11 protein-coding genes are annotated in these 13,279 nt (G+C 65.9%); 2 read left to right on the top strand and 9 right to left on the bottom strand.

Annotated features, from left to right (window positions below):
* Positions 1-23: 23 nt before the first annotated feature.
* The 5 genes from AC4OR5_RS01500 to cfaB all read right to left on the bottom strand — a co-directional run bounded on the left by AC4OR5_RS01500 (position 24) and on the right by cfaB (position 6,156).
* Positions 24-1,268 carry a serine hydrolase domain-containing protein gene (locus AC4OR5_RS01500; protein WP_003109141.1) on the bottom strand — a complete coding sequence of 415 codons (1,245 nt, stop codon included), beginning with the start codon at positions 1,266-1,268 and terminating at the stop codon, positions 24-26.
* 86 nt (positions 1,269-1,354) lie between these two features.
* Positions 1,355-1,753, bottom strand: a complete 399-nt coding sequence (locus AC4OR5_RS01495; protein ID WP_003109142.1) for a DUF1850 domain-containing protein — start codon at positions 1,751-1,753, stop codon at positions 1,355-1,357.
* Positions 1,750-3,774 (bottom strand): TRAP transporter permease, encoded by a 2,025-nt coding sequence (locus AC4OR5_RS01490; RefSeq protein ID WP_003097101.1) that lies wholly within the window; start codon positions 3,772-3,774, stop codon positions 1,750-1,752. Before AC4OR5_RS01490 ends, AC4OR5_RS01495 begins: the two co-directional genes overlap by 4 nt.
* A 74-nt stretch (positions 3,775-3,848) precedes the next feature.
* On the bottom strand, positions 3,849-4,808 hold the full coding sequence (locus AC4OR5_RS01485; protein WP_019485159.1) for a TAXI family TRAP transporter solute-binding subunit: 960 nt from the start codon (positions 4,806-4,808) through the stop codon (positions 3,849-3,851).
* Between the two features lie 163 nt (positions 4,809-4,971).
* Positions 4,972-6,156: a C17 cyclopropane fatty acid synthase CfaB gene (cfaB, locus tag AC4OR5_RS01480; protein WP_019485160.1), complete on the bottom strand. Its 1,185-nt coding sequence runs from the start codon at positions 6,154-6,156 to the stop codon at positions 4,972-4,974.
* A 238-nt stretch (positions 6,157-6,394) separates the two neighbouring features.
* Here cfaB and AC4OR5_RS01475 point away from each other — a divergent pair, with 238 nt between their 5' ends.
* Together AC4OR5_RS01475 and AC4OR5_RS01470 are read left to right on the top strand one after the other, a co-directional pair.
* A complete protein-coding gene (locus tag AC4OR5_RS01475; RefSeq protein WP_003097106.1) occupies positions 6,395-7,018 on the top strand; it encodes an HAD-IB family phosphatase in 624 nt (207 codons plus the stop codon).
* A 359-nt stretch (positions 7,019-7,377) separates the two neighbouring features.
* Positions 7,378-8,583 carry an MFS transporter gene (locus tag AC4OR5_RS01470; RefSeq protein WP_058155763.1) on the top strand — a complete coding sequence of 402 codons (1,206 nt, stop codon included), beginning with the start codon at positions 7,378-7,380 and terminating at the stop codon, positions 8,581-8,583.
* Positions 8,584-8,646: 63 nt separating this feature from the next.
* Here the strand turns inward: AC4OR5_RS01470 and glmS are convergent, their stop codons facing one another.
* The 4 genes from glmS to glmU all read right to left on the bottom strand — a co-directional run bounded on the left by glmS (position 8,647) and on the right by glmU (position 13,226).
* Complete coding sequence (gene glmS, locus AC4OR5_RS01465; RefSeq protein ID WP_023107481.1) at positions 8,647-10,482, bottom strand: glutamine--fructose-6-phosphate transaminase (isomerizing); 1,836 nt, start codon at positions 10,480-10,482, stop codon at positions 8,647-8,649.
* Positions 10,483-10,497: 15 nt separating this feature from the next.
* Positions 10,498-11,271, bottom strand: a complete 774-nt coding sequence (locus AC4OR5_RS01460) for a DeoR/GlpR family DNA-binding transcription regulator (RefSeq protein WP_003458389.1) — start codon at positions 11,269-11,271, stop codon at positions 10,498-10,500.
* A gap of 67 nt (positions 11,272-11,338) precedes the next feature.
* Positions 11,339-11,848 carry a M23 family metallopeptidase gene (locus tag AC4OR5_RS01455; RefSeq protein ID WP_023107482.1) on the bottom strand — a complete coding sequence of 170 codons (510 nt, stop codon included), beginning with the start codon at positions 11,846-11,848 and terminating at the stop codon, positions 11,339-11,341.
* Positions 11,849-11,861: 13 nt separating this feature from the next.
* On the bottom strand, positions 11,862-13,226 hold the full coding sequence (glmU, locus tag AC4OR5_RS01450; protein WP_058159864.1) for a bifunctional UDP-N-acetylglucosamine diphosphorylase/glucosamine-1-phosphate N-acetyltransferase GlmU: 1,365 nt from the start codon (positions 13,224-13,226) through the stop codon (positions 11,862-11,864).
* Between the last annotated feature and the right edge of the window lie 53 nt (positions 13,227-13,279).

Raw genomic sequence — 13,279 nt, 5'->3', positions numbered from 1 at the left:
TGGATATCCGCTCGCCCACGGCCCTAGCGCAGGGCTTTCACCGCCGCGCCAAGGAAGGCATAGGTCTCCTCCTCGCGATCGTCCATCTCCGGCTTCGGCCAGGCGCTCCAGACCACCGCCACGATCTTCTCCTTGCGGTTGATGTAGAGGTACTGGCCGAAGATGCCCTGGGCTTCGAAGGCCCCGCCGTCATGCTCGGGCAGGGCCTTGGCGCCCACCGGGAAGGTCCACCACTGGTAGCCGTAGCCGAGCGCGTATTCGCCATCGTAGAGCTTGCCCGGGGCCAGGTGGGAAGAAGCCTCGACGCGACTGGCACGATCGACCCAACCCTCGGGAAGGATACGTTCGCCATCGATCACCCCATCCTCGAGGACGAACTGGCCGAAGCGGCCATAGTCGCGCAGGGTCGCGCTCAAGCCGCTGCTGCCGATCTCTTGCCCGGCCGGCGATTCCAGTTGCCAGAAGCCGTCGCTCTCCATGCCCATCCGCGCCCAGATCCGCTCGGACAGGTAGTCGCTCACCGGAATGCGGGTCGCCGCGTGCAGCAGCTCGCTCTGCAGGTGCGACTCGCCGGTGCTGTAGGTGAAGTGGGTACCGGCCGGGTACTGCCGCGGCAGGCTCGCCAGCAGCCGCAGGATGCCACCGGGACGTTCGGCGAGCTGGGCGTCGAACATCTGCCGGCGGTCGGACTTCGGATCGCGATAGGTCTCGTTCCAGCGGACTCCGGAACTCATCTGCAGGACCTGTTCCACCGTCACCCCCTGGTAGGCGGAGCCGGCCAGGCTCGGCAGGTACTTGTCCACAGGCTGGTCGAGAGCCAGCAGGCCCTGCTGCACGGCGGCGCCCACCAGGGTCGAGGAGATCGACTTGACCACCGAGAACGAGGTCCAGCGCGTGCGTTCGTCGTTGCCCAGGCCGTAGCGCTCCAGGGCGACCTTGCCATCCTTGAGGACCAGCACGCCGCCAACGCGGTTGCGCCGCATGAAATCGTCGACGCCGTATTCCTCGCCGCCGATCCGGTAGCGCGGCGCGATGGCCGCACCCGCCGGCAGCGGACGGACCTTGGTCCCTTTGTGGATAACCCGGGTCGGATAGACCTTGTCCATGTTCCGATAGGTGTCCGGCTGGTATTCCGGGATCAGTTCATAGAGATCGGCGGCACGGCCGATCCGCGGGTTTTCCACAGCCGCGTCGGCGCCGGCCGAGCCGCTTGCCGAGACGAACAGCGCCAGCAGGGCCGGCCGGAAGACGGATATACAGCTACGCATGGACGTTTTCCTTATGACCGGAAGCAGCTCCGGCTTCGTCGTTTTTATGGATGTGGACTGGCGTCGCAGGGTTATCCACAGGACGTTCAGTCGCTCGGGTCCCGTATCGGACACGCCCAGAGTTCGACCGCCGGGCGCTCAGGGTCCGGCGGACCGATCCAGCGCGCCAGCGCATCGCAGCGCCCCTGACGGCAGATCCGGTAGTCGCCGGCCTCCGGTGTGCGCCCCAGTCGCAACGGTTGCAGCGGCGGCAACCCACGGCGGTAATGCCAGGCGCCGTCACGCAGCACGGCGCCCTCGGGAATCTCCATCCCCGCCCCGCTGCCCCGCACCCGGGCCTCTTCCAGCAGCAGGCCGCGCTCGCTCAGGCGATAGTCTTCTTCCCAGAGCACCTTCTCGACCGTGTGTTGCCAGGCCAGGGTGAACGACTGCAGCGGCAGCGTCGCCCAGACGCTGCCGGCCATGCCCAGGCATAGCGCGATCACGCCACCGCCTCGCGCGCACGCTGGCGCCAGAGGTGCCAGCCGATCACCAGCGCGCCGAGGACGAAGCCCAGCTCGTCGCTGATCGGCAAGGCCAGGACCAGGCTGGCCCCCGCGGCGAACGCCACCAGGCGCTCCCACCAGGCCAGCGGCCCCTGCAGGTAGCCGATGGAAGCCATGCCCCACAGGCCGATGGCCAGCACCGCCTTGCAGGTGACATAGAGCGTCGCCCCCCAACCGCCTTCCTGCAGCATCAGCGCCGGGGAATACACCGCCATGAACGGCACCACGAAACCCGCCAGGGCGATGCGCACCGCCCAGAAGCTGATCTTCAATCCCCTTTCCTTGGCGATCGGCGCCGCCGCGAAGCAGGCCAGCGCCACCGGTGGAGTGAGGTCGGCGAGGATGCCGAAGTAGAAGACGAACATGTGCGAGACGATCAGCGGCACCCCCAGTTCCAGCAGCGCCGGCGCGGCGATGGAGCTGGTGATGATGTAGTTGGGGATGGTCGGGATGCCCATTCCCAGGACCAGGCAGGTGACCATGGTCAGGACCAGCGACAGCAGCAGGTTCTCCCGTCCCAGGTCGAGCACGTAGCTGGCGAAGGTGGTGGCGATGCCGGTCAGCGAAATCACCCCGATGATGACTCCCACCAGGGTGCAGGCGATGCCCACCGGAATCGCATGTCGCGCACCTTCGGCGAGGGCGCGGACGCAGATGCGCAGGGTTTCCCGGCCGCCACGGACGAACCAGCAGGCCAGGGCCAGGGCCGCGATCACAACGAAGATCACTCCGATGCCGAGGCGGAAGAACCCCGCGCAGAGCAGCCCCAGCGCCACCCAGAAGGCGATGCGCAGGCCGAGCGAGGACACCCGCAGGATGATCGCCGAACCAAGGATGACGATGGCGGTCAGCGCCAGACCAATGGTTCCGGAGAACAGCGGCGTGCGCCCGGAGAACAGCAGCGCGATCAGCACCAGCAACGGAATCAGCAGGAACCAGCGCTCGCGGACGGCACCCCAGGCGCTCGGACACTGCTCGCGCGGCAGGCCCTTGAGGTCGGCCCGGCGGGCCTCGAGATGGACCATCCAGTACACCGAGCCGAAATACAGCAGGGCCGGGATCAGCGCCGCCTTGGCGATCTCCACGTAGGGGACGTTGATGGTCTCGGCCATGATGAACGCCACCGCCCCCATCACCGGCGGCATCAGTTGGCTGCCCATGCTCGCGGTCGCCTCGACGCCGCCGGCGAACGCCGGCTTGTAGCCGAAACGCTTCATCAGCGGGATGGTGAACTGTCCGGTGGTGACCACGTTGGCCACGCCGGAGCCGGTGATGGTGCCCATCAGCGCCGAGGAGAATACCGAGACCTTGGCCGGCCCGCCGACCCGGTGGCCGAACAGGCCCATGGCGAAATCGGTGAACAGGCGGATCATGCCGGCCTGCTCGAGGAAGGCGCCGAACAGGATGAACAGATAGATGTAGGTTGCCGACACGTAGGTCGGCGTGCCGTAGAGACCTTCGGTACCGAACGACAGCTGGTTGACGATCTGGTCGAAGCCGTAGCCGCGGTGGGCCAGGTCGCCCGGCAGGTGTTCGCCGAACAGGCCATAGGCAAGAAACAGCGCGCAGATTATCGGCAAGGCGATGCCCATCACCCGTCGCGCCGCCTCGAAGACCAGGACGATCAGCACCACGCCGACGACCATGTCGGCCTGGGTCAGCTCTCCGGAGCGCTGGATCAGGTCGGCCTCGAAAACCCACTGGTAGACCGCCGTGCCCAGGCCGGCCATGCCCAGCAACCAGGCCAGCGGCTGCCAGGGGCGACGTATGCCGAAGGCGGGATAGCTGATGTACACCACCAGCAACAGCAGTCCGACGTGCATTGCCCGCAGGACCTGGGTGGAAATCAGGGGAAAGGCCGCGGTGACGACCTGGAACACGGAAAAGGCCAGGGCCACGGCGAACAGCGCGCGCGGCCAGTTTTCCGCCTCGAGGTGCAGCCCGTTCTGATGATCGCTCATGCATCGACTCCCTACAGCCGGAAACGCGGGGAACCCGGTCCGCCGCACGGACCGGGGCTACGGAGAAACGGGCCTCACTCGGGCAGTACGCCCTTCTCCTTGTAGAAGCGCTCGGCGCCGGGATGCAGCGGAATCGGCAGGTTCTTCGCCGCCTTGTCCAGGGCGATGTCCTTGGCGGCAGCATGGGCGGTGACCAGGCGCGGCAGGTTGTCGAACATCAGCTTGGTCATCTGGTAGGCCAGCTCGTCGCTGACCCCGGAGTGGCTGACCAGGATATTGTCGATCGCCACCGTCGGCACGTCCTGCTCCTGGCCGTCGTAGGTGCCGGCGGGAATGCTCGCGGCGTGGTAGGCCGGGCTGTCGATCTTCTCCACCACGTCCGCCGGGATCGCGACGAAGGTGATCGGCATGGTCGAGGCCAGGTCGCGGATGGCCGCCATGCCCAAGCCGGAGGATTGCAGCGTAGCGTCGAGCTGGCGGTTCTTGATCAGCTCCACCGACTCGGCGTAGGGCAGGTACTCCACCTTGCCCATGTCCTCGTAGCTCAGGCCGGCGGCCTTGAAGATCGCCCGGGCGTTCAGCTCGGTACCGCTCTTGGGCGCGCCCACCGAAATGCGTTTGCCTTTCAGGTCGGCCAGGGTCTTGATGCCCGAGGCTTGGCTGGCCACTACCTGGATATAGTTCGGATAGGTATTGCCGATAGCCCGCAGCTTTTTCAACGGCGCCTTGAAGCCGGCGTCGGCGACCCCGTTCCAGGCGTCTGCGACCGAGTCGCCCAGCGCCAGCGCCAGTTCTCCACGCCCGGCCTGCAGCAGGTTGAGGTTCTCGACCGAGGCCTTGGTGGCCTGCACCGAGGTTTTCGCGCCCTGGATATCGTGCCCGTAGATCTGCGAGAGGCCGACCCCTATGGGGTAATAGACCCCGCTGGTGCCGCCGGTGAGGATATTGATGAAGGTCGGCGCGGCGAAGACCGCGGTACTGAAGGTCACCGTTGCGGCAAGCGTGAAAAGACCGAAGCGTCTGCTCAGCGACATGGGAAGTCTCCTGTTCTTATCGTTGTTGTCGCGCTGTCGCGGAAGCGTCCCGGCTTCCCTCGACCGCGCAGGACTTCGTGCAGACTAGACCGCCCCGCCACGCAGGACAATCCGCAAGGACCGATTGCGCGACCGGCTCCGCAAGGGAGCCGGTCGCCGGCGTTCAGGCGTACAGGTCGCGCCGCGACCAGGGCAGCTCGTGGGAGCCATCCTCGTGGGGGCGAATGGCGAGGATCTGGTGCAGGTTGATCCAGCCGCGCTTGAAGCCGTAGGCACATCCGGCCAGGTACAGCCGCCAGATCCGCAGGGTTTCCTCGGGCACCAGGCGAGCCGCCTCCTTCAGCCTGGCCTCCAGGTTGGCGCTCCAGAAGTCCAGGGTCCGGGCGTAGTGCAGACGCAGGCTTTCCACGTCGACTACTTCCAGCCCGGCTTCGCTCATCCGCGCCACCGCCAGCGACAGGTGCGGCAGCTCGCCGTGGGGAAACACGTAGCGATCGATGAAATCGCCGGCCCCCTTGCCCACCGGGCGGCCGTCGGTGTAGCGCGAGGTGATGCCATGGTTCATCACCAGGCCGCCGGGACGCACCGCATCGTACAGCTGCTGGAAGTACAGCCCCAGGTTGGCGTGCCCGACGTGCTCGAACATGCCGACGCTGACCACCTTGTCGAAGCGACCATCGCGCGGCAGGTCGCGGTAGTCCAGCAGCTTGAGGGTGACCCGGTCCTCCAGGCCTTCGGCCTCGACCCGCTTCCGCCCGAGCGCCAGTTGCTCCTTGCTCAATGTGATGCCAGTGACCTCGACGCCGAACTCGCGAGCGGCCAGGCGCGCTAGGCCCCCCCAACCGCAACCGACATCGAGCAGCTTCTCGCCCGGCTGCAGTCGCAGCTTGCGACACAGGTGGCGGAGCTTGGCCAGTTGCGCAGTGGCGAGGTCTTCCTTGCCGGTCTCGAAATAGGCGCAGGAATAGACCATTTCCGGATCCAGCCAGAGCTGGTAGAAGTCGTTGGACAGGTCGTAGTGGTAATGGATGGCTTCGGCGTCGGTGACCTTGTCGTGGCTTTCACGAACCGGCGGCGCGGCGCCATCGGGTTCGCCGAGCGCTTCGCTGAGGGCATCGCCGATACCGATGACCTGGCTGATCGGTCCTTCGATGTCGAGGCGCTTCTCGACGTAGGCCTTGCCCAGCGCATCGAGGCTGGGATGGGTGATCTCGGTTAGCAGCGAGGGATCGCGAATGACCATGGTTACCTGTGGATCCGGCCCCAGATCGAACGCCTGAGCATCGCCGATGCGGATCCGCAACGGCAGTTGCAGGGACAGCAACTCAGAGGGGAGCTGTGCAATCATGCCAAACCTCCTGGTCACAAGACGGAATCACTATAGTCCAGTACCTTGATAGAGTTTTGCTATCGGCTACTTAGCCTCCTATCTATCGATGCAAAACCCCCTGAACACTCGGATTCAGGTTAGCAGCCAGTCTGCCTATGAATAATTGACAGTTTTGATATACAAACTTTCCCTTGCTGCAATAACGGAACGACGCATAGTCCGTGTCAAAGGAAAGGAAGCGATATAAGGAACGCCGATGAACGAGACCGTGTCCCTCGAAACACGCGAAGTACGCTTTCTCTCCGTGTTCGACTTCGACGGTACGCTGACATACCGAGACAGCTTCGTGCCCTTCCTGCGCTTCGCCTTCGGCAACCGGGTGTTCGTCCGCCGCATGCTGCGCATGGCAGGTCCCAGCCTGGCCTATCTCTGCCGGCGTATCGGCCGCGACGACCTGAAGGCGCGCCTGATCGCCACCTTCCTCACCGATGTGCCCGTACATGTGCTGGAAGAGCGGGCGCTGGCCTACCAGAACCGCTTCTGGGAAACACTGATGCGTCCCCACGCATTGACCGCGGTGGCCGACCAGGTCAGCAGCGGCAGCACCGTGACCATCTGTTCCGCCTCCCCTTCGCTGCTACTCAGGCCGTTCGCCGAGAAGCTCGGCGTGCACCTGATCGCCACCGAGCTGGAAGTGGTAGACGGCGTACTGACCGGCAGGATCGTCGGCCGCAACTGCCGGCGCGACGAGAAAGTCTGCCGCCTGGAGCGGCACTACGGTCCGCTGACCCAATACTCCCTACGCGCCTGGGGCGACTCGCGCGGCGATACGGAACTGCTGGCGGCGGCGCTGGAGCGCTTCTGGAAACCGTTCCGCTGACCTGTTGCCGGGTATGGTCTGGTTCGAGTATCAATCCAAAGTGGGAACCAAACCGGGGCGAATGTCGCGATATCCGGCAGGAGAGCAGAATTCGGCTAACGTTCCGATAGGGTAGTTTCTCCTGCGCTCCCAAGCCCGGGCGGTTCCGCTTGCGGCGATACTCCGAAGCCTTCTTCGATGAAATCGTGCACTGGCGCCCGGAATCTCGCTTCGTTCCCTTCTTTTCTCCCCGCCGTTCCCGCACCAGCCACACAACCATCCCCTCCATAGCCCGAGCGGTTCATCCCTGGCCCTGGCGCCGGCTCCGCGAGCCGGCGCCCCCTTGGCGTTCGTCCGCTCATTCAGCCAAAGAGAACATCATGAACCAGAAGATTTCCCCGCCTTCACAGAAGATCAACGGCCTGTTCCTGCTGGCCCTGTCGATGGCCGTGTTCTTCGTCGGCGTGACCGAATTCATGCTGTCCTCCATGCTCGGGCCGCTGGCGCAGGCGTTCCACACCACCACCAGCGGCGCCGCCTGGCTGATCTCCAGCTACGCGTTCTCCTATGCGATCGCCGCGCCGTTGCTGGGCTACTTCTCCGACCGCATGCAACGCAGGAAGCTGCTGCTGCTCGCCCTGATCCTCTTCGCCGTCGATACTCTGGCCATCGTCATCGCCCCGACCCTGGAAATTGCCGTCGTCCTGCGGGTGATCGGGGGCATCGCCTCGGCAATCATCATCCCGACCACCTTCGCCCTGGTCGCGGAGGTGGTGGCCCCGCAAAGACAGGCCGGTGCCATGGGCCAGGTGATGCTCGGCATGACCCTCGGCATTGCCGCCGGCCCGGCACTGGCCGGCCTCCTCTCGGACTTCTTCGGCTGGGCGGCGCCCTTCCTGATGGTCTCGTGCGGTTGCGTGCTGGTCTTCCTGATGGCGCGCCAGCGCCTTCCCGTGCAAGCCGTGGCACCGCGCGCCGAGGGCCACGCGCTGGGCTGGTGCAGGCAATGGAGCATTCTCAGGCCACTGATCGCCAAGGGTGCCTGGAACGGCACCGGGGTCGCCGGCCTGCTTCTCTCGGGAGAGGTGCTGCGCCAGCGCTACGGCTTCAGCACCGCGCAGATAGGCATCAGCATCGCCGCCTTCGGCGTGGGCCTGGCCGTGGGCAACCTCGCCGCGGGTTACCTGCGGCGCTACCTGAAGCGCGACGAAGACATGCTCCTGCTGGTGCTGGCGCTCCTGGTGCTATCGATGTCGACCTTCATGCTCCTGCCGCTACCGTTGCCCGTGGCGCTCTTCTGCCTGGGCGCCTGGGGCGCCGCGCTGGGCCTGGGCGCGCCGGCGGGCACGGTGGTACTCGCCTCGCGCTCCGGGCCGGACAAGGGCATGGTGCTGTCGTTCGCCGAGACGTTCAACAACATCGCCATTCTCGCCAGCGTGCCCCTGGCTGTGCGACTGCTGGAGCTGAAGGGGCCGCCCGCCACCCTGTGGGTATTGGGCATCGGCCTGGGGATCGGCGCCTGGTTCACCGTGCTGGACTGGTTCGCCAGCCGCAGGAGCGACGAGGCGCTGCCGTTGCGCGATTGACGGCAAGCGCCGCGATCACCGGGGCCGCATGCCTGCCCCGGCTTCTCGGGTACGCGGCCGGCGTTACTCGACGGTGACCGACTTGGCCAGGTTGCGCGGCTGGTCGACGTCGGTGCCCTTGAGCACGGCGACATGGTACGAGAGCAATTGCAACGGGATGGTGTAAAGGATCGGCGAGAGCACGTCGCCGATGTGCGGCATGCCCACCACATGGGTGCCCTCGCCGGCCTCGATGCCCGCGCCTTCGTCGGCGAACACCACCAGTTCGCCGCCGCGGGCGCGGACTTCCTGCAGGTTCGACTTGAGCTTCTCCACCAGTTCGTTGTTCGGCGCCACGGTAACCACCGGCATGTCGCTGTCCACCAGCGCCAGCGGGCCATGCTTGAGTTCGCCGGCCGGGTAGGCTTCGGCATGGATATAGGAAATTTCCTTGAGCTTCAGCGCGCCTTCCAGGGCCACCGGGAACTGCGCGCCACGGCCGAGGAACAGGGTATGGTGCTTCTCGGCGAACAGCTCGGAAACCTTCTCCACCGTACGGTTCATCGCCAGCGCCTCGCCCAGCCGGGTCGGCAGGCGACGCAGTTCGTCCACCAGCTCGGCTTCGACGCCATCGGCCAGGCGCTTCTGCACCTGGCCGATGCCCAGGGTCAGCAGCAGCAGGGCGACCAACTGGGTGGTGAAGGCCTTGGTCGAGGCCACGCCGATTTCCGGGCCGGCCTGGGTCAGCAGGGTCAGGTCGGATTCGCGCACCAGCGAACTGGTGGCAACGTTGCAGATCGCCACGCTGGAGAGGAAGCCCAGCTCCTTGGCGTTGCGCAGGGCAGCCAGGGTGTCGGCGGTCTCACCGGACTGGGAGATGGTGACGAACAGGCAATCCGGCTGCACCGCGACCTTGCGGTAGCGGAACTCGCTGGCGACCTCCACCTGGCAGGGAATCCCGGTCAGGCTTTCCAGCCAGTAACGGGCGACCATGCCGGCGTGGTAGCTGGTACCGCAGGCGACGATCTGCACGTTGCGGACCTTGGCGAACAGCTCCGCCGCCTGCGGGCCGAAGCTTTCCACCATTACCTGGTTCTGCCCGAGGCGGCCTTCCAGGGTGCGCTGCACGACGCTGGGCTGCTCGTGGATTTCCTTGAGCATGAAGTGCCGGTACTCGCCCTTGTCGGCGGCTTCGGCGCCTTCGTGGTACTGCACGGTCTCGCGCTGCACGTCGTTGCCCTGGACATCCCACAGGCGCACGCTGTCGCGACGGATCTCGGCGATGTCGCCTTCTTCTAGGTAGATGAAGCGGTCGGTCACCTGGCGCAGCGCCAGTTGGTCGGAAGCGAGGAAATTCTCGCCAAGCCCGAGGCCGATCACCAGCGGGCTGCCGCTGCGGGCGGCGACGATGCGGTCCGGCTGCGCCGCGCTGATCACTGCCAGGCCATAGGCCCCATGCAATTCCTTGACCGCGTCCTTCAGCGCCAGGGTCAGGTCGCCGATGGACTGCAGCTTGTGGTGCAGCAGGTGGACGATGACCTCGGTGTCGGTCTGCGAGGTGAACACGTAGCCCAAGCCCTTGAGCCGCTCACGGAGAGGTTCGTGGTTCTCGATGATGCCGTTGTGCACCACCGCCAGTTCGTCGCTGGAGAAATGCGGGTGGGCGTTGCCTTCGGTTGGCGCGCCGTGGGTCGCCCAGCGGGTATGGGCGATGCCCAGGCGGCCGAGCAGCGGCGTACCGGCCAGGCCTTCCTCCAGGCTGGCGACCTTGCCGACCCGGCGGCAGCGCTGCAGCCTGCCATCGTTATCGAAGACCGCCACGCCGGCGCTGTCGTAGCCGCGATACTCGAGGCGCTTGAGGCCTTCGATGAGGATGGGGGTGATGTTGCGCTCGGCGATCGCGCCTACGATTCCACACATGGGGTCTTTCTCCTTTCAGGCCTCGACCGGGGCGCAGATCAGCGTGACGCCCCGGGCGGTTATCTGTTCGCGCGCGGAAGGTTCCAGGCGCTCGTCGGTAATCAGGGTATGGATGCTGCTCCAGGGCAATTCCTGGTTAGGAATGCGCCGACCGACCTTGTCGGCCTCGGCCATGACGATCACCTCGCGGGCGACCTCGGCCATCACCCGGCTCAGGCCCAGCAATTCGTTGAACGTGGTCGTCCCGCGTTCGAGATCGATGCCGTCGGCACCGATGAATAGTTGGTCGAAGTCATAGGAACGCAGTACCTGCTCGGCAACCTGCCCCTGGAACGACTCGGAATGCGGATCCCAGGTCCCCCCGGTCATCAGCAGCACCGGCTCGTGCTCCAGTTCGCGCAGGGCGTTGACCACGTTCAGCGAGTTGGTCATCACCACCAGGCCCGGCTTGTGCCCGAGTTCGGGGATCATCGCCGCGGTGGTGCTGCCACTGTCGATGATGATCCGCGCATGCTCGCGGATGCGCGCCGCGGCGGCGCGACCGATAGCCTGCTTGTAGGGCGAGACGGGCTGTGCGGCTTCGCCGATCAGTTCCTGCGGCATCGGCACCGCACCGCCGTAGCGACGCAACAGCAGGCCGTGGCTTTCCATGGCGGCGAGGTCCTTGCGGATGGTCACTTCCGAGGTGGAAAAGCGCTTGGCGAGTGCGTCCACGCTGACCTCGCCCTGCTCGGAAAGCAGCGCGAGGATGGCATGGCGACGTTGCGGCGTATTACGTTTCGAGATCACTTAAGTTTCGTTTCGAAAGAAAAGTGTGCGAATCAAAACTTATCCGGCGATTCCCGTCAATGACTTTTCATCGGCTCGGCAGCACCGTATCGGGATCGAGGTAGAACATCTTCTTCCAACCCTGGGTGCTGGCGTCGGCCAGCCAGGGATAGGGCAGCAAGGTGATGATCGCGTAGTGCAGGTGGGCCGGCTTGCCGCGCGCGTTGCCCGAGGTGCCGACCGTACCCAGGCGGGAACCGGCGAGGACCGGCTGCCCCGGATAGGTGTCGAGGCTATCGAGATGGGCGTAGTAATGCAGGCGCCACTTGGGCGCCAGCACCAGGACGACCTTGCCGCCGAGGGCGATCTCCCCGCGATAGAGCACCAGGCCGTAGCTGGCGGAGCGTACGGGGGTGCCGCTGCGGGCGAAGATGTCGATGCCCTTGTGCACTCCGGAGCGCCCCCAGGGCTCGAACCAGAAGGTTCGCGGATTCCAGTCGCGGGCACTGGCGCCTTCGACGGGTATCCGCGGCCATTCGGGCAGCACCGCCCCGGCTATGAGCAGCCCCAGCACGATCCATTTCGCAGGCTTCGGCATCCGTGCCGCTCCGTTACTTCTTGATTTTTTCCGGGCGCTTCCAGTTTTCCAGGTTCTTCTGCCGGGCGCGGCCGAAGGCCAGGTTCTTCGCCGGAACCTCATGGGTGATGGTGGAGCCGGCCGCGGTCGTCGCGCCATCGCCGATCTTCAGCGGCGCCACCAGCGAGTTGTTCGAGCCGATGAACACATCGTCGCCCAACTCGGTGCGGAACTTGTTCGCACCATCGTAGTTGCAGGTGATGGTGCCGGCGCCGATGTTGCAGTTGGCGCCCAGCTCGGCATCGCCCAGGTAGCTCAGGTGGCCGGCCTTGCTGCCCTCGCCCAGGCGGGCATTCTTCAGTTCGACGAAGTTGCCGACATGGGCCCGAGCGCCGAGCACGCTGCCCGGACGCAGGCGGGCGAACGGACCGGCATCGCTACCCTCGCCCAGCTCCGCGCCTTCCAGGTGGCTGTTGGCCTTGATCACCGCGCCACGCCGCAGGACGCTGTCGCGAATCACGCAGTTCGGTCCGATGCGCACGTCGTCCTCGATCACCACGCGGCCTTCCAGCACCACGTTGACGTCGATCAGCACGTCGCGGCCGACCGAGATTTCGCCACGGACATCCAGGCGCTGCGGATCGAGCAGGGTCACGCCCTGGCGCATCAGATCCTCCGCGCGCAGGCGCTGGTAGTGACGCTCCAGCTGGGCCTGTTGCATGCGGTCATTGACGCCCTGCACTTCCATCGCGTCCAGCGGTTGGGCGCTGGCCACCACCAGGCCGTCGCCGACCGCCATGGCGATCACGTCGGTCAGGTAGTACTCGCCCTGGGCGTTGTCGTTGGACAGGCGGCCGAGCCAGTCGGCAAGGCGCTTGCCCGGCACCGCGAGGATGCCGGTGTTGATCTCGCCGATCTGGCGCTGCGCCGGGGTCGAGTCCTTGTGCTCGACGATGGCCTGCACCGCGCCCTGGTCGTCACGGACGATGCGGCCGTAGCCGGTGGGGTCGAGCATGTCGACGGTGAGCAGCGACAACTGGTCCGGGGTGACTTGCGCCAGCAGGCGCTGCAAGGTGTCCAGCTGGATCAGCGGCACGTCGCCGTAGAGGATCAGCACCTGGTCTGCACTGAGGAACGGCAGGGCCTGGGCCACCGCATGGCCCGTACCGAGCTGTTCGGCCTGGAGCACGAAATTCAGGTCGTCGGCGGCCATCCGCTCACGCACCAGATCCGCGCCGTGGCCGATCACCACGTGGATCCGTTCCGGCTGCAACTGGCGCGCGCAGTCGATGACGTGGCCGAGCATCGGCTTGCCGGCAATGGGATGGAGGACCTTGGGCAGGGCCGAACGCATGCGGGTGCCCTGGCCGGCGGCGAGAATCACGATTTCAAGGGACATGGACTGGACTACCGTTCCTGGTGGTCACAGGCAAAACCTGTGAGTGAAGATGC

It is taken from the genome of Pseudomonas sp. YA1 (assembly GCF_058680555.1).
This window is presented reverse-complemented; position numbering and strand designations above follow the sequence as displayed.